General features: G+C 35.2%; 24 protein-coding genes. 18 read left to right on the forward strand and 6 right to left on the reverse strand.

Translation table 11 applies throughout. The features are described 5' to 3' along the window. Window positions 1–7: 7 nt before the first annotated feature. The 18 genes from pseB (at window position 8) to pheS (ending at window position 19,121) form a co-directional block, all read left to right on the forward strand. Entirely contained in the window at window positions 8–1,018 is a 1,011-nt protein-coding gene (gene pseB, locus ABJG98_RS13190) for a UDP-N-acetylglucosamine 4,6-dehydratase (inverting) (RefSeq protein ID WP_348279992.1), read from the forward strand. Further along, window positions 1,015–2,211 carry a UDP-4-amino-4,6-dideoxy-N-acetyl-beta-L-altrosamine transaminase gene (gene pseC / locus ABJG98_RS13195; RefSeq protein WP_348279993.1) on the forward strand — a complete coding sequence of 399 codons (1,197 nt, stop codon included), beginning with the start codon at window positions 1,015–1,017 and terminating at the stop codon, window positions 2,209–2,211. The genes pseB and pseC overlap by 4 nt, the downstream gene beginning before the upstream one ends. Then, window positions 2,204–2,902: a pseudaminic acid cytidylyltransferase gene (gene pseF, locus ABJG98_RS13200; protein ID WP_348279994.1), complete on the forward strand. Its 699-nt coding sequence runs from the start codon at window positions 2,204–2,206 to the stop codon at window positions 2,900–2,902. The genes pseC and pseF overlap by 8 nt, the downstream gene beginning before the upstream one ends. Next, window positions 2,880–3,437, forward strand: coding sequence for a GNAT family N-acetyltransferase (locus tag ABJG98_RS13205; protein ID WP_348279995.1), 558 nt, complete (start codon window positions 2,880–2,882; stop codon window positions 3,435–3,437). Before pseF ends, ABJG98_RS13205 begins: the two co-directional genes overlap by 23 nt. Beyond that, a complete protein-coding gene (locus ABJG98_RS13210) occupies window positions 3,434–4,300 on the forward strand; it encodes a methionyl-tRNA formyltransferase (protein ID WP_348279996.1) in 867 nt (288 codons plus the stop codon). The genes ABJG98_RS13205 and ABJG98_RS13210 overlap by 4 nt, the downstream gene beginning before the upstream one ends. A gap of 1 nt (window position 4,301) precedes the next feature. Beyond that, on the forward strand, window positions 4,302–5,339 hold the full coding sequence (pseI, locus tag ABJG98_RS13215; RefSeq protein ID WP_348279997.1) for a pseudaminic acid synthase: 1,038 nt from the start codon (window positions 4,302–4,304) through the stop codon (window positions 5,337–5,339). Then, window positions 5,339–6,580 carry a CDP-glycerol glycerophosphotransferase family protein gene (locus tag ABJG98_RS13220; RefSeq protein WP_348279998.1) on the forward strand — a complete coding sequence of 414 codons (1,242 nt, stop codon included), beginning with the start codon at window positions 5,339–5,341 and terminating at the stop codon, window positions 6,578–6,580. The genes pseI and ABJG98_RS13220 overlap by 1 nt, the downstream gene beginning before the upstream one ends. Then, a complete protein-coding gene (locus ABJG98_RS13225) occupies window positions 6,577–8,082 on the forward strand; it encodes an oligosaccharide flippase family protein (RefSeq protein WP_348279999.1) in 1,506 nt (501 codons plus the stop codon). Before ABJG98_RS13220 ends, ABJG98_RS13225 begins: the two co-directional genes overlap by 4 nt. A gap of 8 nt (window positions 8,083–8,090) precedes the next feature. After that, a complete protein-coding gene (locus tag ABJG98_RS13230; protein WP_348280000.1) occupies window positions 8,091–9,410 on the forward strand; it encodes a DUF6418 domain-containing protein in 1,320 nt (439 codons plus the stop codon). Between the two features lie 5 nt (window positions 9,411–9,415). Next, on the forward strand, window positions 9,416–10,810 hold the full coding sequence (locus tag ABJG98_RS13235) for a hypothetical protein (protein WP_348280001.1): 1,395 nt from the start codon (window positions 9,416–9,418) through the stop codon (window positions 10,808–10,810). Continuing rightward, window positions 10,804–11,310 (forward strand): serine acetyltransferase, encoded by a 507-nt coding sequence (locus ABJG98_RS13240; protein ID WP_348280002.1) that lies wholly within the window; start codon window positions 10,804–10,806, stop codon window positions 11,308–11,310. Before ABJG98_RS13235 ends, ABJG98_RS13240 begins: the two co-directional genes overlap by 7 nt. 11 nt (window positions 11,311–11,321) lie before the next feature. Then, window positions 11,322–12,536: a glycosyltransferase family 4 protein gene (locus tag ABJG98_RS13245; RefSeq protein WP_348280003.1), complete on the forward strand. Its 1,215-nt coding sequence runs from the start codon at window positions 11,322–11,324 to the stop codon at window positions 12,534–12,536. Continuing rightward, complete coding sequence (locus tag ABJG98_RS13250) at window positions 12,533–13,477, forward strand: glycosyltransferase (protein ID WP_348280004.1); 945 nt, start codon at window positions 12,533–12,535, stop codon at window positions 13,475–13,477. Before ABJG98_RS13245 ends, ABJG98_RS13250 begins: the two co-directional genes overlap by 4 nt. After that, window positions 13,474–14,487 (forward strand): NAD(P)-dependent oxidoreductase, encoded by a 1,014-nt coding sequence (locus ABJG98_RS13255; RefSeq protein ID WP_348280005.1) that lies wholly within the window; start codon window positions 13,474–13,476, stop codon window positions 14,485–14,487. The genes ABJG98_RS13250 and ABJG98_RS13255 overlap by 4 nt, the downstream gene beginning before the upstream one ends. Window positions 14,488–14,495: 8 nt before the next feature. Continuing rightward, entirely contained in the window at window positions 14,496–15,866 is a 1,371-nt protein-coding gene (locus tag ABJG98_RS13260) for an undecaprenyl-phosphate glucose phosphotransferase (protein ID WP_348280006.1), read from the forward strand. A 2-nt stretch (window positions 15,867–15,868) separates the two neighbouring features. Next, the gene (gene galE / locus ABJG98_RS13265; protein WP_348280007.1) at window positions 15,869–16,882 is read left to right on the forward strand and encodes a UDP-glucose 4-epimerase GalE; all 1,014 of its coding nucleotides are present in this window, start codon (window positions 15,869–15,871) and stop codon (window positions 16,880–16,882) included. 103 nt (window positions 16,883–16,985) lie between these two features. After that, complete coding sequence (locus ABJG98_RS13270) at window positions 16,986–18,074, forward strand: MraY family glycosyltransferase (RefSeq protein ID WP_348280008.1); 1,089 nt, start codon at window positions 16,986–16,988, stop codon at window positions 18,072–18,074. Window positions 18,075–18,113: 39 nt separating this feature from the next. After that, window positions 18,114–19,121, forward strand: a complete 1,008-nt coding sequence (gene pheS, locus ABJG98_RS13275; protein WP_348280009.1) for a phenylalanine--tRNA ligase subunit alpha — start codon at window positions 18,114–18,116, stop codon at window positions 19,119–19,121. On the opposite strand, the gene ABJG98_RS13280 is transcribed toward pheS, so the two are convergent. From ABJG98_RS13280 to ABJG98_RS13305, 6 genes are read right to left on the reverse strand one after another with little or no spacing between them, the layout of a single operon-like run. Beyond that, a complete protein-coding gene (locus ABJG98_RS13280; protein WP_348280010.1) occupies window positions 19,118–20,080 on the reverse strand; it encodes a MoxR family ATPase in 963 nt (320 codons plus the stop codon). The genes pheS and ABJG98_RS13280 overlap by 4 nt on opposite strands. Window positions 20,081–20,122: 42 nt before the next feature. Continuing rightward, window positions 20,123–21,472, reverse strand: coding sequence for a peptidylprolyl isomerase (locus tag ABJG98_RS13285; protein ID WP_348280011.1), 1,350 nt, complete (start codon window positions 21,470–21,472; stop codon window positions 20,123–20,125). Further along, complete coding sequence (locus tag ABJG98_RS13290) at window positions 21,426–22,277, reverse strand: peptidyl-prolyl cis-trans isomerase (protein ID WP_348280012.1); 852 nt, start codon at window positions 22,275–22,277, stop codon at window positions 21,426–21,428. The genes ABJG98_RS13285 and ABJG98_RS13290 overlap by 47 nt, the downstream gene beginning before the upstream one ends. Next, window positions 22,278–22,688, reverse strand: coding sequence for an ATP-binding protein (locus ABJG98_RS13295; RefSeq protein ID WP_348280013.1), 411 nt, complete (start codon window positions 22,686–22,688; stop codon window positions 22,278–22,280). It abuts the gene before it with no gap. Continuing rightward, complete coding sequence (locus ABJG98_RS13300) at window positions 22,681–23,022, reverse strand: STAS domain-containing protein (RefSeq protein ID WP_348280014.1); 342 nt, start codon at window positions 23,020–23,022, stop codon at window positions 22,681–22,683. The genes ABJG98_RS13295 and ABJG98_RS13300 overlap by 8 nt, the downstream gene beginning before the upstream one ends. Beyond that, window positions 23,015–25,063, reverse strand: a complete 2,049-nt coding sequence (locus ABJG98_RS13305) for a SpoIIE family protein phosphatase (protein WP_348280015.1) — start codon at window positions 25,061–25,063, stop codon at window positions 23,015–23,017. Before ABJG98_RS13305 ends, ABJG98_RS13300 begins: the two co-directional genes overlap by 8 nt. Window positions 25,064–25,160 lie beyond the last annotated feature (97 nt).

The following is a 25,160-nucleotide window of genomic DNA, read 5'->3' on the forward strand; positions in this document are numbered from 1 at the left end:
TATTAGTATGTTCGAAAATTCTACAATCCTGATAACTGGAGGTACAGGTTCACTGGGTAAAGCCTTGACCAAATTCATACTGAAAAATCATTCCGAAATAAGAAAACTCATCATCTATTCTAGGGATGAACAAAAGCAATTTCAAATGGCACAAGAGTTCCAATCTGCTGATTTTCCTAATTTAAGGTTCTTAATTGGTGATGTTAGAGACAGGGAACGATTAACAAGAGCATTTAAGGGGGTGGACTACATTATCCATGCTGCTGCAATGAAGCATGTTCCAATTGCCGAATACAATCCAGACGAATGTATCAAGACGAATGTTGGAGGTGCTCAAAACGTAATTCATGCCGCTTTAGAAACAGGGGTTAGCAGAGTAGTAGCATTGTCTACAGATAAGGCATGTGCACCAATTAATTTATACGGAGCTACAAAGCTAACTTCAGATAAATTATTTGTTGCAGCTAATAATATTAAGGGAGATAATCCAATTAAATTATCCGTTGTTCGATATGGTAATGTGATGGGATCAAACGGATCTGTAATTCCATTTTTCATTAAAAAAAGAGATTCAGGAGAATTGCCAATTACTGATAATCAAATGACAAGGTTCAATATATCATTGGATGGTGGAGTAGAAATGGTAATGCATGCACTAAAACACGCCTGGGGTGGGGAATTATTTGTCCCAAAAATCCCATCATATAAAATTTTAGACATTGCGGAGGCAATTGGGCCAAATTGTGAAAAACCTGTGGTTGGGATTAGACCTGGTGAAAAAGTACATGAAGAAATGATTACAGCTTCAGATTCTTTTTATACTTATGATTTAGGCAAATACTTCGCAATTTTACCAGCTACTCATAAGTGGAAGTTAGACGATTTTATTAAAGAATTTAGTGCCAAGAAAGTCCCTGAAGGATTCACCTATAATTCTGGTGAAAATACTGAATGGGAAACGGTTGAATCGCTAAGGGAATTAATAAAACAACATGTTGATTCTAGCTTTGAGATATGAGTTTTGATGTTATTCCATACGGTAAGCAAGACATTCAGCCAGAAGATGTCGATGCAGTAGTCTCGACTTTGAAGTCAAATTACTTAACCCAAGGTCCTCAAATTGCCGAATTTGAAAATGCATTTTCAAAGTATGTCAGTTCAAAATATGCCATTGCGGTTGCAAACGGAACTGCCGCCCTTCATCTATGTGCACTTTCGTTAGGAGTAAATGAAAGTAGTAAAGTAATTACTAGCCCCATAACTTTTGCTGCTTCAGCAAACTGCATTCGCTACTGCGGAGGTGAAGTTGAATTTGTAGACATAGACCCCAAAAGTTGTTTGCTGGATATCAATAAAGTAAGAGAACTTCTTGAAAGCCATCCTGCTGGCACATATTCAGGTATAATCCCAATTGATTTTTCAGGTAGAGCTGTCGATTTGGAAGCATTCAGGAAACTAGCCGATGAGCACAATTTATGGATAATTGAAGATGCATGTCACGCGCCAGGAGGATATTTTTTAGATAGTTCTGGGACAAAACAGAACTGTGGTAATGGTCAGTATGCAGATTTAGCAATATTTTCATTTCATCCAGTAAAACATATTGCGGCTGGAGAAGGAGGTATGATTACCACCAATAATGAAGATTTGTATTATCGATTATTAAAGTTAAGAACACACGGAATAACAAAAGACTCCAAAGACTTTCAGAACGATAAATCAACAGTACTAGGTCAAAATACTGACGAAAACGAATGGCCCGAATGGTATATGGAAATGCAAGAGTTGGGATATAATTATAGGTTAACTGATATTCAAGCAGCTTTAGGAAAAAGTCAGTTAAAACGGGCAGAATCTGGACTAAAAAGGAGACAAGATATTGCTAAAGAATATTTCAAAGCCTTCGAAAATGCAAAGTTTGTTATAAGTCAATCTGGCTCACTTGAAGGGCATGCCTATCATTTATATGTGGTGGAGGTTGAAGATAGATTAGGTCTTTATAAATTCCTTAGGGAGAAAAATATTTATGCCCAGATACATTATTTCCCTACCCACCTGATGCCGTATTATAAACAATTTGGTTGGAAAGAGGGAGACTTACCAAATGCAGAGCAGTATTATAGAGGCTGTTTAAGCTTACCTATGTTTCCAACACTTACGGAGGATGAATTGGATTTTATAATCAATGCTGTATTTGAATATTATGGCTAACCTATGCATAATACCTGCCAGAGGTGGGAGCAAAAGAATTCCCAATAAGAATATTAAAAATTTTCTTGGAAAACCGATTATTGCCTATTCGATAGAAACCGCATTAAAAAGCGGACTTTTTGATGAGGTTATGGTTTCAACAGACTCAGCTGAAATCGCGGATGTTTCAAGAGAATTTGGAGCAATAGTCCCCTTCAATAGATCTGGTAAAAATTCCGATGACTATGCAACTACGTCAGATGTCATTCTTGAAGTGATTGAATCCTACAAAGCAAAATTATCTCGAGAATTTGAATATGTATGTTGTATTTACCCTACTGCTCCATTTATTAGTGTGGAGAATCTTACAAAGGCATACGATTTAATGTGCTTAGAAAAAAGAAGTACGGTGTTTCCAACTGTTCGCTATGCATACCCTATACAAAGGTCGCTTAAATGGAGCGATAAGTTAGGAAATATTGAATTTGTATGGCCTGAATATGCACAAACTAGATCTCAAGATTTGGATGAACGATATCATGACGCAGGACAATTCTATTGGATTAATGTTGATAAATTCAAAAGCCAACCTACTCTTATTTCTGAGAATACCTCTAGTATCCTCATGAAAGAAATAGAAGTTCAAGATATTGACAATATCAGTGATTGGAAAATTGCAGAATTAAAATATGAGGCATTACGAAGCTCTTAACAAGCAAGTTTATTCAAATGACAATTACTCTATTGTGCCTATAAGGGAGGAAGATAGGTACGAAATAATGAACTGGAGAAACGAGCAGATTTATCACCTCAGGCAAAGTGAACCATTAACTACAGAAAAGCAGGATCATTACTTTTCTAATATCATTTCGGACTTATTCAAAGCTGAAAATCCAAACCAAATTCTTTTTTCATTTATGAAGGGAGAAAAGTGCATAGGTTATGGAGGACTCGTTCATATAAATTGGATAGATAAAAATGCCGAAATTTCTTTTATAATGGATACCAAACTAGAAAACTCTGAGTTTCGAATAAACTGGGAACAGTATTTAAAACTGATTGAAAAAGTAGCTTTTAAAGATTTAGCTTTTAATAAAATATTTGTCTACGCATTCGATTTAAGACCTCATTTGTATGATGTTTTAGAACAGCAAGATTTCTTTTTAGATGCTCGATTAAAAGATCATTGCTTTTTTGAAAATACATTCATTGATGTTGTGATATACTCTAAGCTAAACGGTCAATGAAAATAGCATTATTAATTAGCGGACATTTAGGATATTTATTATTTAAGCAACTGCTAAATGATTATTTAATAACCGCTGTATTTACTGATAAAAATTCTCAAGAAATAATTAAGAAGTGTAACTCATTATCTCTACCATGCTTTGTAGGCAACCCTCGTGAAGGACGTGCCAGCGAGTTCTTAAAAATGGACCGGCCAAATGTGCTGCTTTCAGTCAACTATTTGTTTCTTATTCAATATGATATAATTCAATGGCCAACTTTGGTAGCCTTGAATGTACATGGCTCATTGCTGCCAAGATATAGAGGAAGGACTCCCCATGTATGGTCAATCATCAACGGCGAAAGTAAAGCTGGTATTACCGCCCATGTCATTGAAGAAGAATGTGATTCTGGTGATATTGTAGCACAAGTTTCTATAGATATAGAAGAAAATGATACCGGTGGCGATTTACTAGAAAAATATAAAGTAAAATATCCGGAGCTAATTAATGGTACACTTAAAGACATTGAAAAGGATAGTCTGAAAAGAGTAAAGCAGGATGAACAAAAAGCCACATATTTTGGAAAACGTACACCAGGTGATGGCCTCATTGATTGGAATTGGCAAAGAGAGAGGATAAGGAATTGGGTGAGAGCTCAGGCGAGCCCATATCCGGGAGCATTTTCTTTCTATAAGACACATAAATTAATAATTGATGAAGTTGTATATTCAGATTACGGATTTCAGGCAAGCCAAACAAACGGAACAATACTTAACACTGAGCACGGAATTGTTGTAAAATGTCCGAATGGAGCTGTTATGATATCCAAACTTCGAACTACACTGCCATCGGATCTGAGTGAAGGTTATATATTGAATTGATATGTATATAGGAAATTACAAAATAGATGAACACAGTCCTGTTTTTATTATTGCAGAGCTTTCTGCCAATCATAATCATGACAAAGAAATTGCATTGAAAACAATATATGCTGCTAAAAAAGCAGGCGCTGATGCAATCAAACTGCAGACATATACTCCAGATACACTTACCATTGATTGTGATAATGAGTATTTCCAAATAAATCAAGGTACACTCTGGGATGGAAAAACTCTTTACGATCTTTATAAAGAAGCTTTTACACCCTGGGACTGGCATGAAGATTTATTTTTAGAAGCCAAAAAATTAGGGTTAGAGTGCTTTTCGTCACCTTTTGACAATTCTTCGGTTGATTTGTTAGAAAGTCTGGGTGCACCTGCTTACAAGATTGCTTCATTCGAAATACAAGATATTCCCTTAATACAATATGCTGCTTCTAAAGGGAAACCAATGATTCTAAGTACAGGGATTGCCACATTAAATGACATTGAATTAGCCTTAGAAGCTTGCAAAAAAATGGATAATCAGGATGTTGTTCTGTTGAAATGCACATCTTCTTATCCTGCTCCTATTTCGTTGGCAAACCTTAGGACAATGGTTGATTTTCGTACCAGATTTAACATTCCTGTAGGGCTATCAGATCACACTATTGGAAACATAGTGCCAACTACATCTACAGCTCTTGGCGCAAGAGTTATTGAGAAACATTTCATACTTGATAAGTCAATAGGAGGGCCAGATGCCGATTTCTCCCTTGACCCAACGGAGTTTAGGTCCATGGTAGATTCAGTTCGTTCCGTAGAAGAATCATTGGGTGATATCACTTATGAAATTTCAGAAAAGGTTAAAAAGAATCAAAAATTTGCACGTTCTCTGTTTATTGTAAAAAACGTTCAAAAAGGAGAAAAATTCACACCTGAAAATGTCAGATCAATTAGACCAGGGTATGGATTACATCCAAAATACTATGAGGATGTAATTGGTTCTACGGCAAAACGAAATATACAAAGAGGTACACCGCTGGTGGAGGGGATGTATTGATGCTGCAATTTGCGAAGCATATCTATCATTATTTTAGAGCTTTATGGTATATACTGCTTTTAAAACCGCCTGCGGTTAAAGGGAAGAAAATTATTTTAGTCATTAACCATTTCTTTGATCAAGATATAGCTGCATTGAAAGCAGCTGAAGATGAATCAAGCGTGCATTTTTTTGTGATCGAACCTCAAAAGTTGTTTGCTCCAATTATTTCTACATTCCCACATGAAATAAAATTTGCCAGCATTCCATACGATGACCCTACCCAAACTAAGAACCGGAGGAAAGCATCGAAAATTTCCAGATATATTTTAAAGATCTTACTGAGTAAGATTCCATTTGATCTAATTCTAACACCGTCTGATTTATACTACTGGCTCAGAGAATTTATTCATACAGCAAAAAATCAAGAAATAGAGACAATCGTTTTAGACAAGGAAGGGATAATTTCACCGCATTATTATTTTCATCACGCAGAGAAAATAAAAAATCTTTTTCCTCCAATTTCTGATCAGTTTATTGTTTGGTCTGATCGTCAAAAATCTTTCTGGGAGAATGTGGGAATTAGTAGCAGTCTTATTAAAGTAATAGGTCAACCACGTTCTGACCTCTTGTTCACTTTAAAGAAGCAAGATCTAGGACTTTTTGAGGATGAATCAAGACATCAGGTTTTGTTTTTCACCTATTTCGAGAATGCTTATATAACACCTGAACTGGAAAAAGAAAAAGGACTTTCATGGCGCGAACTAAGAAGCAGCACTCATAGTCAAATAAAAAAGCTAGCTGAATTATACCCAACCACTCACTTTATAGTGAAGTGCCACCCGCAACAATTAGACATTGATAAAATCGAATCTTTTTTTGCAGGAGTAAAGAATGTTATAGTGTTGGCAGGTGCTGAGTCGTCCAATCAGCTTTTGATCAATTCCAGTTTAGTTGTGGGATTTCAATCAACAGCTCTTATTGAGTCAATTGTCCTTAGAAAACCTACGATATATACATTTTATACTTCGGATGTTAAAGCCTTTAAGGAAGGTATACTACCATTTCATGAGTTTGATGTTTTTGATATCGTACAATCGGAAACCCAATTATTTGACAGAATTTCGGCTTATATCAGTTCGGAATTTAAAAGTATACCGAATGAAAAATCGCGAAATGAATTATTGAAGCTTTATTTTAATGATCCTGATGGTGATACTGGCAAAAAAGTGATTTCTTACTTAGAGTCTATTTTAAAGTGAGTTTAAGTAAGAAGATAGCTAAAAACACCTTAATTAACGGTATAGATCTATCGGTAAGTATTTTATTCGGATTTCTTGTTGTTCCAATATTATTAGGAAGATTGGGTGAGGAGGTATTTGGTATATACAGTTTAATAGTAGTCTTTTCAGTCGGCGGATTTCTTTCATTCTTTGATTTAGGTCTGGAAGGTGCACTAGTAAAGTTCCTTGCAAAGTATGATGGATTAAAAAATTATAAAAGCTTCTCAAAATATTTTTGGAATGGACTCGTGTTGTATACTATTATAGGAGTTGCCATTTATACTTTACTGTTTGTAACATTCTACTTAACAGAATTTTTCCCATTCGATATCTCTGAACCGCTTATTTATTTAAGTAGAAATGTTTTAATGGTATATATATATCAATTCCCATTTCAATTTTTGTCTCTAGGCCTAAGAGCTACCCTGACATCAGTCCATAAGTTTGCCGCTTTAAAAACAATTAACGTTATATATGTGGGAGCTAACTTCTTACTGATTTATTTTCAGTTTCAGAGTGAGAATGATTTTTTGCAATACATTTATTATTTCAACTCACTATTTATACTCAAGTGCCTAATTGAGTTTGTAGTGTCAGTAAGAATTATTCCATCAAATTTGAGGTTTCAAATCTCTTTCCAAAGAAGTGTACTAAAAGAGCTTTTTTCTTTTGCCAAATATCTATTTCTAAGCAAGCTCGTAGGCTTTGTATACAACTTTACTGATAAGTTAATTATCAGTTTTTTCATGCCTATAGCTTATCTTTCTAAATTCAATATTCTTGTTAAACTGCCTAATTTGATGACCTCAATCAGCTCAGTACTTAACTCAACAATTGTTCCAATAACTTCCAATTTATCTGCAGCCAAGGATGACAATGCACTTAAATCTCTTTTTATTAAAGGAACGAAGTATAAGATGATGATAATCATTCCATTTGTAATTGTTTCGATTTTTGCTGCAGATCAATTTATCAGGCTGTGGATAGGAGAAGAGTATACAAATCTTGCACTTCTTTCTATTATACTTCTTATACAGTTTCTATTTAGTCAGTTCACATCGTTTGGATCCACTATGGTGGTTGGTAGTGGCTATGTTAAAGAAGTATTACCTTATTCGATATTTGGGAGTATTATTAATATTGTTGTAAGCCTATCTTTATTATCTAGACTTGGTCTTTTAAGTCTTGTTTTAGGGACGACAATTTCTCATGCAGTTATTTTTTTACCGTATACCTTGAAAATAATGAGCATGTACAACATCTCAAAGAGAGAGTTTTGGATTGAAATTAGGAAACCACTACTATCATTTATTCTATTTGCTTTGCTTTGTATTCCAATCAAATCATTTTTTGATCCAGGAAATTTTTTCATGCTTGGTGTTGAAATGGCGACATTGTTGTTTTTTTATTTTCTGATTGCACTATTTTTTGTACTGAGTAAGAGAGACAGGAATCGTGTAAGAGGCATAATGAAAATTTAATGGACAGTATGTCTTATGTGATATTATTAAATACGTTAATGGTTGCTCTTTATATCCTTTATATGGTAAGGATTTTTAGAACACTAGGAGCACATATATTTCCGTTATTATATCTAATAATCATTTCTTCGTGGATTTTATCCTCTGTTTATGCCCTTGACTTTGGAGGCACATATATTTTTGAATTGAGAATAACTTCTACTCAATCATTCGCTACAAGCGCTTTGGTTCTTTGCAATATTGTATTTTTTGAAGGTATATTTTCATATTTAAAAAAGAGGGACTATTCCATTACGCCGATAATAGATAAGCCACTCATTCTTCCTAAGAAGCTACAATTGCTAGACTTCTCTATCAACATCCTTGTTTTAATAGTGTATAGTTCATTTGTAATTACTGGTATTCCCCTTTTATCGGGAATGGATAGAGCATCTTATTGGGATCTGGTTTCTGAGATTCCAATAATTAACATTGTTTTGGGAAATTACCTGTTGATTTCATTTTTAGTTGGACTCAACTATGGGCTAAGAAAGAAAATGGGACAAAAAGCTGGGTGGTCTTTTTTCCAATTAATATCGATTATTGTTTTCTTCATACTTGCGGGAAATAAATTTTCAGCACTATTTAGCATCATCACAAACTTCCTCATTTCACCAACTTTTCTAGGAGTGTTTGATTCTATCTCATTTAAAAGACTATTCAAAATAGGATTTGCCTCAATTGGTTTTTTTCTGATTGTTATTTTTATTCAAAGTAATACGTATTCACTATCAAGCGAATCATATGGAAAATATAAAATCTTCTCATATCTATTTCAGCGGGTTTTTGTTTTGCAAGGAGAGCTTTGGTGGAAAACGTTTCAAGATATTATTGTCGAAGGACAATTTGATAGTGGCCATTTGATGGAAGAATTGAATGCTGTTTTTTTCAGAACTCAAGAGTCATATACGGGATTGAGATATTTAATGATTGAGTCGGCAAATGGGAGTTTTATTTATGAAATTTTAAAAGGAAATTATATGTACACAGGAGCATTTCCTGCTATTATAATTGCCACATTTACCAAAGTCTTGGTTCTGCCCGTCCTTTTTGTTTTGGGAAGATTAATAGCGATTCTTCTACTGATCTTTAAGAAACTTCACTTTAAAAGAAGCTTGTTTAGATTGTATCTCATTTATGTGTTATACAGTACTTGTTTATCTATGATATTGGGCGGAGCATTCGGTAATTTTTTTATGCTATCGAATGTGCTTAGAGTTATAATTTTACTCGGAATTACGCTTCTCATTCATGACAATTATAAGAGAATAAAAATACAAACCAATTAATCACAATGGAGGGTAAGAATGTTTTATTTATTTCAATTTTTGATTTGACGAAAGTCTTTGACGCTATAAGCAAAAAACTCCCTCCATCTAATAACTACTTTTGGATAACGACAAATGAAATTTGGACAACATACCTACTTGAACAAGGTATTGAAAAGCATAAAATCCTTCAGCTAATTTATAAGGAATCAGATTTTTTATCAGATGCCGAAAAAGATGAATTGATAACTGATGTTGTGAATGATGAAAACATTGCTGATTTAAATATTTTTCAAAGCATAATAATGGACAGGTTTTTAATGCACTCAAACATGAAAAACATAGATGACTATGTTTTTCTCTACTACAGAGACATTAGAAATTTCTTATTGAATAATAAGATGAATGTCGTTTTCGGGGAGCCGACCAATTTTAATGAACTTCTTCTTTACATAATAACTAAAGCTCACGGTATTGAATTTATATCTCCTAATCATATGAGGTATCCAAGTGATAGGGTAGTATTTACAAAAGGTTATTTAAAATCGGAGCTGGTTAGAATGAATAATAAGCAAGACCGTGCTTTAGGAAGTCAATATTTTATTCGATTCAAAACTGAAAGAGATCTTCCATCGTATTTCACTATTAATAACAAGAATAAGATTTTTAACATACCCCGAATTGTTAAATCCCTTCGACAAAGATTGACTCAGTATAGAAGAGGATCTATCAATCACTTGACACACCATCCTCTTCGGGAAAGAGTTTCTTATAATCTCAAGAGAGTTTTCAATTCTTTCGTTTTGCGAAAAATATATAGATACCAGTCGCTTAGTTCGATAAATACAAAAATTGCCTTTTACGGAATACATGTGCAGCCAGAGAACTCCATTGATGTAATCGCCTCTTTTTTTAGTGACCAGGTAAAACTCATTAAAGATCTAAGGCGGTCTTTACCCTTTAATTTTACTTTAATTGTAAAAGAGCATCCGAATAAATTAGGATCGAAGCCTCTTAGATTTTATTCAGAAATAAGAAAAATACCAGGTATTGTTATAGTCCATCCATTTACAAGTACTTTTGAAATTATGGAAAAGTCAAGTTTAGTATTTACTGTTTCAGGGACAACGGCATATGAAGCTGGTTTACTTGGCAAACCCGCCATTATGTTTTCACCTTTATTTTTTAATGATTTATCAACAATTTCTTATTGCAAGAACATTTCTGATCTAAGTGATCTTGTAAAAAAAGCGATATCCACTGAGCAAGATGCGAAAAAAGATGAAATTGCAATGGAAGATTTATTCGAAAATTCAGGGGAAGGTTATTGGACCGATCCATATACAGATAGTAGTGTATTGAAGGATGAGAATATTGAAAAGCTTGCAGTTGCATTTGATAGAGTTATTTCAAAATGTTAAAGTATTTATTTCAAGATAAAGCTCGAAATAAAGGCAATCCAAAATTTATTTTCATCCTAGCCTTTTTCCGTTTGGTGCACCTTTTCGCAAAAGATAAAAAAAGCTTCTTATGGTTTTGTGGAATACCACTTATGGCAACTTATCGCATTTTTGTTGAAGATTTTTTGTGCATAGAAATAAGAGCAGCTACAAAAGTGGGACAAGGTTTGAAGATCGAACATGGATTTGCTTTGGTGATAAATGATAGCACAATTATTGGAGATAATGTACATCTTAGACATTCTACAACTATAGGCTGCAAAATGAAAAAAGATGGAAGTCAAGGACCGAGCCCAGTAATAGGAAATAATGTTGAAGTTGGAGCTCATGTAGTTATTCTTGGAGGTATATATATTGGGGATAATTCTAAAATTGCTATTGGAAGTATTGTTATAGATGACGTGCCACCAAATTCAATAGTTGCAGGAAATCCAGCAAAAGTAATTCGCCAGAGACCATAATTTCTTTCTGTATGGAAATTAAAACCATCATTATAGTTAATGATTTTGCATATGTAAATGGTGGAGCTAGTGAAGTAGCAATTTCTTCAGCAATTGCCTTGTCTAAAAAATATCGTGTTATATTTTTTTCATCGGTAGGTCCAATTGATAAAGTATTAGAAAAAAGTAATGTTGAAATAATTTGCCTCGGACAGAAACCGATTGGAGACGGGAAAAAGTCGATCGCATTAATTCAGGGAATTTGGAATCAAAGAGCAAAGTTAAAATTCAAGCTGTTACTTAAATCATTAGACAATAATAGTACAATCATTCATTTACATGGGTGGACCAAATCTTTATCCTCATCGTTTGTTCCAACAATGAGTAAAATGAAATTTAAAAGCGTTCTTACCCTACATGATTATTTCACTGTCTGTCCAAATGGAGCTTTTTACAATTACAATAAGCGTGAGATATGCAAATTAAAACCTATGTCTGCGTCTTGTTTAGCTTCCAATTGTGATAAGCAGTCATTTTACCACAAAATGTGGCGAGTTCTCAGGCAATTTGTGCAGAAAAGAATTTCAGGCATACCCGGAAAAGTAAACGGGTTTATAAAAGTATCTCATTTTAGCTATAATATCCTTTCTCAGTATCATAAATTTAAAAATGTTCAATTAGTAAAAAACCCGATCAACATGTCTATGCATGACCCTGTGAATGTAGCCAAGAATGAATCTTATGTTGCTGTTGGGTCTATTGACTTTCAAAAGGGGCCATTTCTCTTTGCCGAAGCAACTAAAATGGCGGATGTCAAATCCATGCTTATTGGATCAGGTCCTTTAGAAGAGAATATCAAAAAGAAGTTTAGCGAAATTGAGATTACTGGGTGGCTAGCACGACCCGATGTAATTGACAATTTAAATAAGGCGAGAGTGCTAATATTTCCTTCTGTATGGTATGAAACTCTAGGGCTCGTGGTGTTGGAAGCTGCTTCACTTGGAATTCCCTCAATAGTAGCAGACACTAGTGCAGCAAAAGAATTAATTGAAGATGGAGTGACTGGACTCTTATTTAAGAGCAATGACGTAAATGATCTTACGGAAAAAATAAATACTTTGAAATCAGATCAAATTGTATCCAAACTCGGAAAAGAAGCCTATCTAAGGTACTGGAAAGATCCTCAAACGAAAGAGACACATTTTGATGAACTAAAAGCAGTATACAATAAATTAGCTAGTTTATGAGCCCTAGCAATTACGCAGATTTTGACAAAACCATCGGGTTAGTATGTCCGACATATAATGCTGGAAGTATGTGGATTGAGTGGATATCTGCAGTCAAGTCACAGTCTGTTAGATTGAAAATTCTCATTATTGATTCTGGATCTTCCGACAATACGGTAGCTCTGGCAAAAGATGCTGGATTTGAAGTGAAATCTATCTCAAATAAGGAGTTTAATCATGGATCGACAAGAAATCTTGGTGCTGATTATTTCGGTGATTCTGTTGATATTTTGGTTTACTTAACTCAAGACGCAATTCTTGAGTCCACAGATTCCATTTTGACTATTGTAAATTACTTTCAAGATTCTAACATTGGTGCAGTATGTGGTAGACAATTACCTAGAAAAGGGGCTAAAGCGATTGAAGCTCATGCAAGAATATTTAATTATCCTTCTGCTTCTTCAACTAAATCGAAGATAAATATTGATGAAATTGGGATTAAAGTTGCTTTTATGTCAAATTCTTTTGCAGCATATCAACGATCACTCTTTTACGACTGTGGCAAATTTCCAGATGATACCATCTTTGCAGAAGATATGAGCCTTGCTGCTCGCATGATTTTAAAAGATTATAAAGTTGCTTACTCGGCTGATGCAACTGTGTATCATTCTCACAACTATACATTCACTGAAGAATTTAAAAGATATTTCGATGTTGGTGTCTTTTATTCAAGAGAAAGTTGGATAAAGGATAGGTTTGGCGGAGCAGGAGGAGAAGGAATTAAGTATGCGGTTTCAGAATTAAAATATCTAATTAAAATTGGTAAAGCCTATTTACTATTTTATGCAATAATTAGAAATATTCTAAAATTCATAGCATTTAAACTTGGAGGAATAGAATCTCATTTACCAAAAGGTATCAAACAAAGGCTTAGTATGAATAAAAGTTATTGGAATAGATGAATGTAATAATTACGGGAGGGTCAGGCTATATAGGGACGCACATAATAGAATCTCTTTTAGAAAATCCTAAAGTTGATCATATAATTAATATAGATTTAAATCCTTCTACCATCAAACATTCTAAAATTGAAAATAAGATAGGAGATATTCGTAATTCTAAATTATGTGAAGAATTGGAAATTGAAGGGGATTACAGCTATTGTATACACTTGGCAGCATTGTGTAAGGAGCCTGGTTTCGAATGGGATCAGTATTTTGAGACTAATCATCAAGGCACAATCAATGTTATTGAACTTTGTGATTCACTAGGCATTGAGGAAATAATTTTTACAAGCACAATGATGGTATATAAAGCTGGAGAATATCAAAGGAATGAAAGCTCTATTACCTCACCAGATACAGCATATGGTATTAGCAAATTACTTGGGGAAAAAGAACTTTTTGCTTGGAAGGCGAAGAAAAGATCCAAGAGAAAAATTAAAGTAGTTCGTCCTGCCGTCGTTTTTGGAGAAAATGAAAATGCTAATTTCACAAGGCTTTACAAATCTTTAAAAAAAGGATTTTTCCCGTATGTAGGTAAATCAACGACTATTAAGTCATCAATTTATGTTAAGGAGCTAGTCAGTTTTATTGATTTCTTAACTTCTAAAAATGTAGATTCTGATATTTTTAATTTGGCATTCCCTGAAGATCAATCTATAAAAAAAATAATAGAAATCTTCAAGGAAGTATTTCGTATTAGGTCTTTCAATCCGATAATCCCATATAAATTATTATTACTAATTGCCAGAGGATTTGAAATGCTGAATGCTATGGGCTTAACCAATTCTATTCATCATAGAAGAATTCAAAAATTATATTTCAGTACCAATATATTTCCTCAAAATGCATTGAGTGCTGGATACGTTTTTAAATACAACCTTAAATCCTCTTTAGAAGACTGGGAACAATCTAATGATCCGAATATAGTACGAAAGTATGCTACTATAGCTACTATATTTGTGCTATAATAAGGTTCATGCCAGCGCAACACAGATATTCTCAATACTTTCCCATACTATTTCTCTTAATAGATTTAGCGTGTTTAAATATTGGAATATTTGCGTCGAGTCTATATCGTTTTGGATATTTGATTCCTGGCAATGATTATCAAATTCTTCAGCTTCTTCTCAATGTTATATGGATAGGAGTTTTTTTCAGCTCGAACCTCCAGCGGATTAATAGAAATTCTAGACTATTGGATCATTTGAATAAGGTATTGACTGGATTGGTCATAAACCTTTCAATTGTATTTGCTCTATGGTTTGCACTAGAACCCGTTGATTATTCTAGAAAGTATCTTTTTATCACATATCTCATTTTTACGATTACAATATTATTTTGGAGAAGTATCTGGCATTACGTAATAAGATATTATCGAATAAAGGGATACAATATTCGTAAAGTTGTAATAATTGGAAAAGGAGATTTATCTGATTCGCTTGCAGAGTATTTCACAGAATCTCCAGAACTTGGCTACCAACTAGTTGGAATTGTTGATGATAACTCAGAAGCAGATGAACGCTTAGTAAATTTCGAGAAGTTTACAATCTCGCAAGAAGCTGATATTGTTTTTTGTTGTCTTCCACATCTAAAAGACGAGCAAGTAAAAGATGTCATTGATTTTGCGGAAAATAATTTGATTAAAGTCAATTTAATCTCTCAGTTTAGTCGGCTTTCCAACTATAATCTTTCAATTGAACAGTTTGGAAGTATTCCAATAATAAATGTTAATTCGATACCACTTGATAGCCTTGTTAATAAATTTATTAAGCGGATTTTTGATTTAGTGTTTTCAAGCATTTTTATTATACTCATTCTATCCTGGCTGGTTCCAATTATTGGTTTCCTTATCAAGATGGAGTCTAATGGCCCCATTTTCTTCAAGCAGAAAAGACACGGCAAAGACAATCATTTTTTTGTATGTTGGAAGTTTCGTACGATGAGTTTTGAAAAAAATGCTGAGTTTAAGCAAGCTACAAAGAACGATAACAGAATAACCAAAATTGGTACAATCCTTAGAAAAACCTCCATTGATGAATTACCGCAGTTCATTAATGTTTTTTTGGGGGATATGTCTGTTGTTGGCCCTCGACCACATCCGATCAAACTGAATGAAGAATTCCAGCCAAAAATAGATCGTTTCTGGCAAAGGCATGCTGTAAAGCCAGGAATTACAGGATTGGCACAAGCCAAAGGCTTCAGGGGAGAAACATCTGAGTTAAGTGATATGAGTGGACGTGTTAAACTCGATCGATTTTACGTCAAGAATTGGTCTCTGATACTTGATCTTAAAATTATTCTATTAACAGCCCTATCTATTTTAAAGGGTGATCAAAACGCCTATTAAAAATGAAAAATGTGTTGGTGACTGGAGGGTTGGGATTTATTGGTTCCCACACTTGTGTTGAACTACTTAATGATGGATATAAAGTATTAGTAGTTGACAATCTTTCCAATTCTCACGAGGATGTTAAGCATCAAATTGAAAAAATATCGAATGATAAGATTGGCTTCATCAATCATGATTTGATAAATATTCAAGCAGTTGAGCCTATCTTTTCTACAAGGAAAATCGATTCCATCATCCACTTTGCTGCACATAAAGCTGTAGGTGAATCAGTTGATCAGCCGTTAAAGTACTATCAAAACAACTTGATTTCACTTTTGAATTTGCTCGAGATGAGTAAGAAGTATAATGTAAATCAATTCGTGTTTTCATCTTCTTGTACGGTTTATGGTCAGCCTGACAATCTCCCAGTTACAGAATTATCTCCTATTAAAGAAGCTGAATCACCATATGGAAATACAAAGCAAATCTGTGAAGCCATTATAAAAGATTTTTGTAAATCGAATGGATCGTTTAAAGCAGTCTCATTGAGATATTTTAATCCAGCAGGTGCTCATGCTAGTGCTTTGATTGGGGAACTGCCTCTTGGAGTTCCAAACAACTTAGTTCCATTTATAACTCAAACTGCTGTAGGTATCAGAGAAAAATTAAGTGTCTTTGGTGGCGACTATAATACGCCTGATGGGACCTGCATTAGAGATTACATTCATGTGGTAGATTTAGCAAAAGCACATATTGCAGCTTTGGAATACATAGAAAATATGAATGAAAGCTACGATATTTTTAATGCTGGTACAGGTACAGGACATTCGGTATTAGAAGTCATTAAATCTTTTGAGAAGGTATCAGGTGTTAATCTAAATTATGAAATTGTGGGTAGGAGATTGGGAGATATTGAAAAGATTTTTGCTGACACAAAGAAGATTAATTCTGTTTTAAAATGGAATGCCGAATGCGATCTGGATACCATGATGCAGTCCGCTTGGGAATGGCAAAAAAAGCTGAAGGAGCTCTGAAATGGTATTTCAACTATGAAAATCGTCCATTTGGCGAAATAGTTATAAAATCCCTATAAAAATTAACATTTTTGAACTGGTTTTAAATTACCATAAAAATAAAATGACACTGCCGCTCGCCATAGCAACCTCGTTCTTAGTAACGCTAACCATGATGCCTGTTATCATTAGGGTGTTCAGATCTATAGATTTATTAGATAGACCGGATAAGCGCAAGATTCATAGAATTAGTACACCTAGTTTAGGAGGTATCGGAATATGTGCAGGGATAATACTAGCGCTACTAATTTCAATCTCATTTGCCGATTTAGCAACTCAGAAGTATTTCCTGGGAGGAACCATACTGATATTCCTTCTTGGAGTAAGGGATGATCTATCAAGCTTATTGGCACAACATAAACTCGTCGTACAAATATTTGCAGCTTTTTTGGTTGTATTCTTTGGAGGTGTAAAGATTGAAGGATTTAATGGATTATTTGGAATTAGCAGTTTCCCATGGTTGTGGGATGAAGTATTCTCAATATTTGTCATTGTAGTTATGACCAATGCATTTAATCTAATTGATGGTATAGATGGATTAGCCGGATGTATTGCGCTAATAATTTCATCATTTTTAGGATGGGCAGCATTTCAAAGCGGACATATTATGGATTCTGCGATTGCTTTTTCTATTGCTGGGGCATCATTAGGATTTTTATTATATAATTGGTATCCCTCCAAAATTTTCATGGGCGATACAGGATCAATGGTTTTTGGGTTTATGCTTACAGCATTAATGATCAAGTTTTTGACTACCCCTGCCCCTCCATCAGTCATTTTATCTCCTGTAGCAACAAGCTTAGCATTGTTTGTACTTCCTGTGTATGATACGCTTAGAGTTTTTATCATCCGTTTCATCAACGGTAGTCCTCCTTTGGCGCCTGATCGTAATCATATTCATCATGTATTGTTAAAGTTAGGATTGAATCATGCGCAATCAACTGCTTGTCTTAGTACATATAACATCCTTATTATTTCGTTTGCAGTCTTTTTTCAATCCATTGGTGAGCTTTGGATCATGCTCTCGATGACAGGTGTAACCGTTGGATTGGGCGTTATATTGGATCGTAAGGTTATTAGAAGAGAAGCTAAACGACTTGCTAAAATCATTCCTCCAGAAATTAAATTAAGCAAATCACATACCTCAGTATAATTGCTATTTTTGCAATTCATTTTGAATTGTAATTAGAAGATGCTGGACAAGGTAAAATCATTTATTTCAGAAATAGCGAATGCTACTGCGAAGACTGAAGAGGATATAGAAAATTTCCGACTCAAGTTTGTTGGCAGAAACAATGTGATAAATGATCTTTTTGACGAGTTTAAGAAAGTGCCTTCTGAGCAAAAACGTGAACTTGGCCCAGCGCTGAATAAGTTAAAAAATCTAGCACAATCTAAGTTAAAGGAATTATCCAGTTCGGTTGGAGTCTCCTCAAATACAAGATATAATGTTGACGTAACACTTCCTGGAACATTTGGATCTGAAGGATCAATTCACCCAATTTCACAAACGAGAAGCAGAATAATTGAAATATTTGAAAGGCAAGGTTTTAATGTAGAAGATGGCCCGGAAATCGATAACGATTGGAACAATTTTACCGCATTAAACTTCCCTGAGAATCATCCAGCTCGTGAGATGCAGGACACTTACTTCATAGAAAAAAATCCTGATGTTTTGCTAAGAACTCATACTTCGAATGTTCAAATAAGGCTGATGAATAATAAGAAGCCTCCTATTCGTGCAATCATGCCAGGAAGGGTATATAGAAATGAGGCTATTTCTGCTAGAGCACATTGCTTTTTCCATCAAGTAGAAGGGCTGGTTGTGGGAGAGAATATAAGCTTTAGGGATCTTAAAAATACACTTTATCATTTCTCTAGAGAAATGTTTGGAAAGGATACCAAGATAAGATTGAGACCATCATATTTCCCTTTTACAGAACCTAGCGCTGAGATAGACATCAGCTGTTTCATTTGTGGAGGAAGCGGATGTAAAATATGCAAGCAAACAGGATGGGTAGAGATTGCCGGCTCTGGAATGGTCGATCCTAATGTTTTAGAAAATTGCGGAATCGATTCGACCAAGTATAGTGGTTTTGCTTTTGGAATGGGGATAGAACGAGTAACTATGTTGAAGTATCAGCTTGATGACTTAAGGCTTTTTTCAGAAAACGATGTGCGCTTCTTGAAGCAATTTTAGAGGAGATCGGAAATAATTTTTTCCTCCGTTATTCCTTCAGCTTCAGCTTTAAAGTTTCTTACTATTCTATGTCTGAGCACTGGCGTTGCCACCAATTTTACATCTTCAATATCCGGAGAATATTTTCCATTGATGAGAGCATTGCATTTTGCTGCAAGAATTAAAAACTGACCTGCTCTTGGTCCGGCTCCCCATTCCAGGTATTCTTTTGATATAGGATCTGCCTTCTCCCCATTTGGTCGAGTCTTGGTAACAAGATTTACCGCATACTCAAATACGTTATCGGCAACAGGTACTTTTCTTACAAGTTGCTGATAATTGATGATCATGTCTTTACTAATTACTTCTTTCACCTCTTCCTTTAGATCAGATGTTGTGCTTTTTATCACCTCAATCTCATCATCGTATTTAGGGTAATCCAATTTTATCATAAACATAAATCGATCTAGCTGTGCTTCTGGTAACGGGTACGTTCCTTCTTGCTCAATGGGATTTTGGGTAGCTAATACGAAGAATGGTTTATCGAGATCATAGTTGGTGCCGGCAATCGTAACTGCACCCTCTTGCATAGCTTCCAGTAGCGCAGACTGTGTTTTTGGAGGCGTTCGGTTAATCTCATCAGCGAGAATCACATTTGAAAAAATAGGTCCTTTGATGAATCTGAGATTTCGTTCTTTATCTAATGTTTCAGCACCAAGGATATCCGAAGGCATTAAGTCTGGAGTAAACTGAATGCGGTTAAAATCTAGTCCCAGGCATTGAGAAACAGTTTGAACCAATAATGTTTTAGCTAAGCCAGGTACTCCTACCAGTAAAGAATGTCCGTTGCAGAAAAGAGAAGTAATTAATAGTCTTACGACATCTGGTTGGCCGATAATTTTTTTTGAAATCTCAGTCTCAAGATTTATAAAATCTTTAGCCAATTCATCAGCAAGTTTAACATCCTTTGTTTCTGCCATATATTTTGATTTTTATTGGTATGCTCTACTCTTAATCGAAATTTAGTTGGTGATGTTACAATAATCGTATTCAGGGTCAATTTCTATGAACACGTTGCCTCTGGCTTTATCAAACCAAAGTGAAATTTTATTGTTCTTTTTTTGAGCAAGGGCAGCAGATGCAATCTTTTGATAATCATCCTTCAAATTAGCCTGATGTGGAGCAATTTTGTTTTTGTAATAAATGATTCGATACGCATAACTTCCATCTTCTTTTTGAAACCGAATAGGCTTAGTGATATTACCAATCTTCATTGTATCTATTGTAAAGAAGATGTTGGGATCTAGTGTTTCAGCTGAGACTCTTAATGCTCCAGTTTCATCTTGAAAAAAGCCGCCTGCTGAGGAAGTGAGCTGATCATCTGAATGTTCTTTAGCTGCGGATTGAAAGGTCATACTATCTAAAAGGATCAAATTCCGTAAGCTATCGAGGAAGTTTTCGGTTCGAACGTAATCATCTTGATTGGGCTGCGGAGTGATCAATATATGACGAGTTTTATAAGTATTTCCTCTTTTCTCTTGAAGTTGGATTAGATGAAATCCAAATTGTGTCTCTACCGGCATTGATAATCCATCAGGTTTCATTGAAAGTGCCGCAGCTTCATACTCTGGAGCAAGTTCACCTCGTCCATAAAATCCAAGCTGACCTCCATTGGCAGCAGATCCCGGATCCTGCGAATACTGCTTGGCTAAAGCCGCAAATGATTCTCCATTTTCTATTCTACTTCGAAGGTCCAGCATCAGATTCCGTACTTTATCCTTTTGTGTTTTTCCCGGATCTGCCTCTTTTACTATTTGGGCTATAGATACTTCGGTGGAGAAATATGGCAATGAGTCTTGTGGAATGTTTTTGAAGAATTTTTTCACTTCGGAAGGGGTGACTTTCAGTGTTGATGTCAATTCAGATTGCATCCGCTGAATGGTCAATTGCTCCTTGATATTGTCGAAAATCTCCGATCTTATCTGCTCAATACTTTTATCATATGCCCGCTCTATTTCTGCTTCTCCGCCAAATTGTTGTGCCATTACGGACATTCGTCTATCCAAGCTAGCGTTTACTTCCGAATCATCCACAAAAATGGAATCGATCTCAGACTGAGCCATTAGCATTTTGTTTACTACGAGTTGTTGGAGAATCTGACACTTAGCGTTACTTCCTCTCATTTGACCTCTGGAGAGAAAGTCAAGGTATGAACGTTCCAGTTCAGATTTTAAAATAATGTAATCGTCTACTTTGGCAATGATCTTATCGATAGCTACCTCATTAGTTTGTGCCAATGAGGATAGCGAGAATAGAATCGTCGCACTAATTGCTATAAATCTCAAACGCATTTGTCTGTTCTGCTTCTTCATAAATTTTCTTTTCCAGCTCCTTCTTTAGAGCAATTTTTCGCTTGTTGATGATGATATCTGCTATGCTCTCTTTTATAAACTCTAAAGGGGCTATTTCCCCCACAACTTTATATTCAAAAATTTTAAGGAAATAAATAAAATCTTCATCTGACACCTCTATTGAGCTGTTTGCTTTCAAAAAAGCTATTTTGTCATTTACTTCTTTTAGAGGTGTTTCAAGTAACACTTCGTCAAATTTTACCCAAACAGAGTCTTCTACAAAAGCTTTAATAGCATGTTCGTTGGCATATTCCCAAATTTGCGTAGTGTCCTGTGGATAGTTTTTCAGGTTTCTCCTAAATCGCCAAACATTAGGTGCCTTTGATGGTATTTTAAAGTATATGCACTTAGCTAGATTTTGTCTGAGTACAAAATTTTCAGCCTTTTGTTGATAGTACTCTTTTATTTCAGTCTCACTCACATCTTCATTCAGGTTGGCAATAATGTGTTTCTTTTCCAATTCATGAACCATAAGTGCATACTGATAATCCAACACCTTCTGCTGAATGCGTGCTTCGTTGAAGTCTATTGCTTCTTCAGCTTTGGTAATCATCAATTGCTTTTTCACCCAGTCTAATACAAATTTTTCAACGAAAATCGCACTATCGGTAGATGTTAGATTCACAGGAATCAATCCATAGAGGTTTGATGCGACAAGTGTTTTATCACCAACTCTAGCAATCACCGGCTCAGAAATCTCTTCCTTAGGCTGGAAATACTGACAACTAGAAAATAATAATATGTTGAAAATGAGGATATTTCTCACCTACGGATACATTTTAATAAGCCTGCAAATATTGTGATTCTTTTCAGTAGAGAACTCAATTTTATCCATTATTCTTTTTACAAGCATCAGCCCTAATCCACCTTGTCTTCGCGTGGATATGAGTTCTTCCATTGATGGAGATTTGTATTCATTAATATCGAAGCCTACACCTCTATCTTTGAATGTGAATATTATTTGCTTTGGCTTGAAGTCAATATTAAACTCTATCCTACTAGCAGGATTACAATCATTGGCATGGATGATGAGATTGGCGCATACTTCGTCAACAGCCAACACTAATTTATGCGCCTGAAGATCCGGAACATTGTGTTCGTCTAGCTGGTCAGAAGTGAACTGACGTATTCGAACCAGTTCGTCCTTGTTACACCCTATGGTCAATTTGCTACTCATCAAACGATTTGATCGCTTCTTCTTTAGTTTTTTCTATAGTTAATAATTTCTCCAAACCGAGAATATCAAAGACTTGTTTCACAGTTTCATTAATTCCAAATAGTGTCAGCTCAATATTTTTCAATTTAAACTCGTCTAGATGAGAAATAAATACGCCCAAACCTGCAGATGAGATATAGTCCAATCCCGACAAATCAGCTATAATTTTCTTCTCTCCATTGTCCATTGCCTGTTTTAAAGCATTATCCAGATATATGCTAGAACCGGCATCTATTTCTCCATTCACTGTTATGAAGTGAATTCCATCTGTATTTTCAGTACTTATATCAGTCATTCTTTTTGTCTTTAAATTGGACGACTACCAATGTATAATCATCGTCGATAATCATCTCTCCAATAAATTGGGAGAGGTCATTTTTAATTCCTTCTTTTACTTGGTCGGGTGCTTTGGAGGCATGGGTGGTAAACGAATCTTTTAGACGATCGCTACCAAATTGTTCTCCGTCTTGATTTTTTGCTTCAGTGATTCCATCTGTATATAAAAGCAGCGTATCACCAGCATGATAGCTCATTGTATTGCTATGAACGTAATCCTCGTAGCTTGAGTTTCTTACCATACCCAATCCCATGCCATCACACTTTAGATAATCTACGGTATTTTCATTTTTACAGTAAAATAAGCTGGGACAGTGTCCAGCTCGAGAAAACGTGAGGATGTTCTCTTCAGTATTTATGTCAAAATACGTAGAGGTGATAAAGGAGGATCTTTCAAGACATTGGCTGAGAGCGATATTGGCTTTCTTGTTAAATTCTGAAGGGGAAATCCCTTGATTGGCCAGGCTATGAAATATACCTTTCATTTGAGCCATTTGAAAAGCGGCACTTGTTCCTTTACCCGAGACATCTCCAATAATGAGTCCAAATCTATTTTCACGGTACTCTAAAATATCGTAGTAATCTCCACCAACTTCATCTGCCGCCATGGAAAAGGCTGCTACGGTGAGGTGATCATTGTTGACGAGCGCTTTTGGAAGGAGGCTCTTTTGAACATTCTTAGCAATTTTCAGTTGCTCTTTATATCGTTCATTTTCGATGGATTCCTGAATGAGTGAAAGGTTTTCTAAAGAAACACTTGCTTGATTTACGAAGGTGGTAATAATGTTAACCATCTCCCGGTTGAAAGCTTCAGAGACTTCATTGAGAAGAACAATAAATCCAACTTGTTTATTTTGAACCATGATAGGCAAAGCAATGATGGATTTGAACTGGGAATGTTTAAGATCGTCAGTCAATTTACCAGGATTCACTTCGTTTTTAAGCTCAAGTCTTAAAATTGCTTTTATTGTTTCACCTTTTATAGCCGACTTTATTTCATTGACTTCTTCATCCTTTAGATTCCTGATGATTTGATTGGTTCCTCCTTCTTCCTTGACTTCTAGCCAAGCAGCATCGGCAAATACGGCGCTCATTGAACTTTCAAGCAGTATTTCGTAGGTCTGATCTTTTGTTTCCCCTCGAGGAATAGATTGGCTAAGCTTTTGGAAATCCAGCGCTTCTTTGAGCTTTTGTTCAAATACAGATGACGTTGGGAGATTGAATAATGTCACTAGTATTGAAATGACAGCATAAAGGAATAAGAACGCAAATAGCCCTAAAATGAAAACCCTGTCCAGCAAGTTCATTATGACCATATCTGTTGCCACAAACCAGCTGAGCTTAAGCAGAAAATGGTAGAGATAGATTCCAGATAGAAGAATGAATAAGATTCCCTTCCACTTTTGTTTAAAGTTGAGATACGCGACCCATTTGAGGTTAAAAACCAGGATAATAGAAAATAAAGCGAGTATGACGAGTGATAATTGAAAGTAGGGTTCTCCAAACTGAATTCCCCAAAAATCAAACAATAGGGAAGCCATAAGTGCGATTTCAAAAAAGCCCCAAAGCTTCAATAGATTTTTGGATTTTTGATAGAGAATGAGTCGCTTCCAAACAACCAAGGTCGAAACCATGTATATCACTACCAATCCCACAAGAATATTATAGAAGAAGTTGATAGTAAGCGGACTTTCGACCAACGTTGTACTTGCGAAAATTGAGAAGAAAAGCTGTATCGCCAATGAGATCAGCGTGGTGATAAGCCCGGTGATAAAAACCTTCCATAGAAGATCAGTGAAGTTCAGACTATCTGCTTTGGTTATGATGTACCTATAGTATGCGAAAGTGGTAAGGACAAATCCGGTAAAACACAGCTGAGGAAAGAAGTTGGAAAAGTCCACCTTCATGTCATAACTCTGCACTAGCAACAAGTAAATGCTGGAACCGGTAAACAGAAGCCAACAGATAATTGCTCCTAGAAAGCTCAGCCTTATTTTCACCTTATCTGACACGCTGCAAAAATAGTTATCTAAATGCTCTTTGTCATCAGTATACCTTCGGTTTGCATATTGATATTAACATAATTAAACATATACT

This window comes from Ekhidna sp., assembly GCF_039960695.1.
Taxonomy (GTDB): domain Bacteria; phylum Bacteroidota; class Bacteroidia; order Cytophagales; family Cyclobacteriaceae; genus Ekhidna.

Bases quoted from the DNA above. Each gene is read 5' to 3' on its own strand.
- ABJG98_RS13240 (WP_348280002.1), top strand. From the start codon at position 10,804: ATGTTAAAGTATTTATTTCAAGATAAAGCTCGAAATAAAGGCAATCCA.
- ABJG98_RS13245 (WP_348280003.1), top strand. From the start codon at position 11,322: ATGGAAATTAAAACCATCATTATAGTTAATGATTTTGCATATGTAAAT.
- ABJG98_RS13210 (WP_348279996.1), top strand. From the start codon at position 3,434: ATGAAAATAGCATTATTAATTAGCGGACATTTAGGATATTTATTATTT.
- pheS (WP_348280009.1), top strand. From the start codon at position 18,114: ATGCTGGACAAGGTAAAATCATTTATTTCAGAAATAGCGAATGCTACT.
- ABJG98_RS13280 (WP_348280010.1), bottom strand. From the start codon at position 20,080: ATGGCAGAAACAAAGGATGTTAAACTTGCTGATGAATTGGCTAAAGAT.
- ABJG98_RS13250 (WP_348280004.1), top strand. From the start codon at position 12,533: ATGAGCCCTAGCAATTACGCAGATTTTGACAAAACCATCGGGTTAGTA.
- pseB (WP_348279992.1), top strand. From the start codon at position 8: ATGTTCGAAAATTCTACAATCCTGATAACTGGAGGTACAGGTTCACTG.
- pseC (WP_348279993.1), top strand. From the start codon at position 1,015: ATGAGTTTTGATGTTATTCCATACGGTAAGCAAGACATTCAGCCAGAA.
- ABJG98_RS13235 (WP_348280001.1), top strand. From the start codon at position 9,416: ATGGAGGGTAAGAATGTTTTATTTATTTCAATTTTTGATTTGACGAAA.
- ABJG98_RS13205 (WP_348279995.1), top strand. From the start codon at position 2,880: ATGAGGCATTACGAAGCTCTTAACAAGCAAGTTTATTCAAATGACAAT.
- ABJG98_RS13260 (WP_348280006.1), top strand. From the start codon at position 14,496: ATGCCAGCGCAACACAGATATTCTCAATACTTTCCCATACTATTTCTC.
- ABJG98_RS13270 (WP_348280008.1), top strand. From the start codon at position 16,986: ATGACACTGCCGCTCGCCATAGCAACCTCGTTCTTAGTAACGCTAACC.
- ABJG98_RS13255 (WP_348280005.1), top strand. From the start codon at position 13,474: ATGAATGTAATAATTACGGGAGGGTCAGGCTATATAGGGACGCACATA.
- galE (WP_348280007.1), top strand. From the start codon at position 15,869: ATGAAAAATGTGTTGGTGACTGGAGGGTTGGGATTTATTGGTTCCCAC.
- ABJG98_RS13295 (WP_348280013.1), bottom strand. From the start codon at position 22,688: ATGAGTAGCAAATTGACCATAGGGTGTAACAAGGACGAACTGGTTCGA.
- ABJG98_RS13300 (WP_348280014.1), bottom strand. From the start codon at position 23,022: ATGACTGATATAAGTACTGAAAATACAGATGGAATTCACTTCATAACA.
- pseF (WP_348279994.1), top strand. From the start codon at position 2,204: ATGGCTAACCTATGCATAATACCTGCCAGAGGTGGGAGCAAAAGAATT.
- pseI (WP_348279997.1), top strand. From the start codon at position 4,302: ATGTATATAGGAAATTACAAAATAGATGAACACAGTCCTGTTTTTATT.
- ABJG98_RS13230 (WP_348280000.1), top strand. From the start codon at position 8,091: ATGTCTTATGTGATATTATTAAATACGTTAATGGTTGCTCTTTATATC.
- ABJG98_RS13220 (WP_348279998.1), top strand. From the start codon at position 5,339: ATGCTGCAATTTGCGAAGCATATCTATCATTATTTTAGAGCTTTATGG.
- ABJG98_RS13285 (WP_348280011.1), bottom strand. From the start codon at position 21,472: ATGAAGAAGCAGAACAGACAAATGCGTTTGAGATTTATAGCAATTAGT.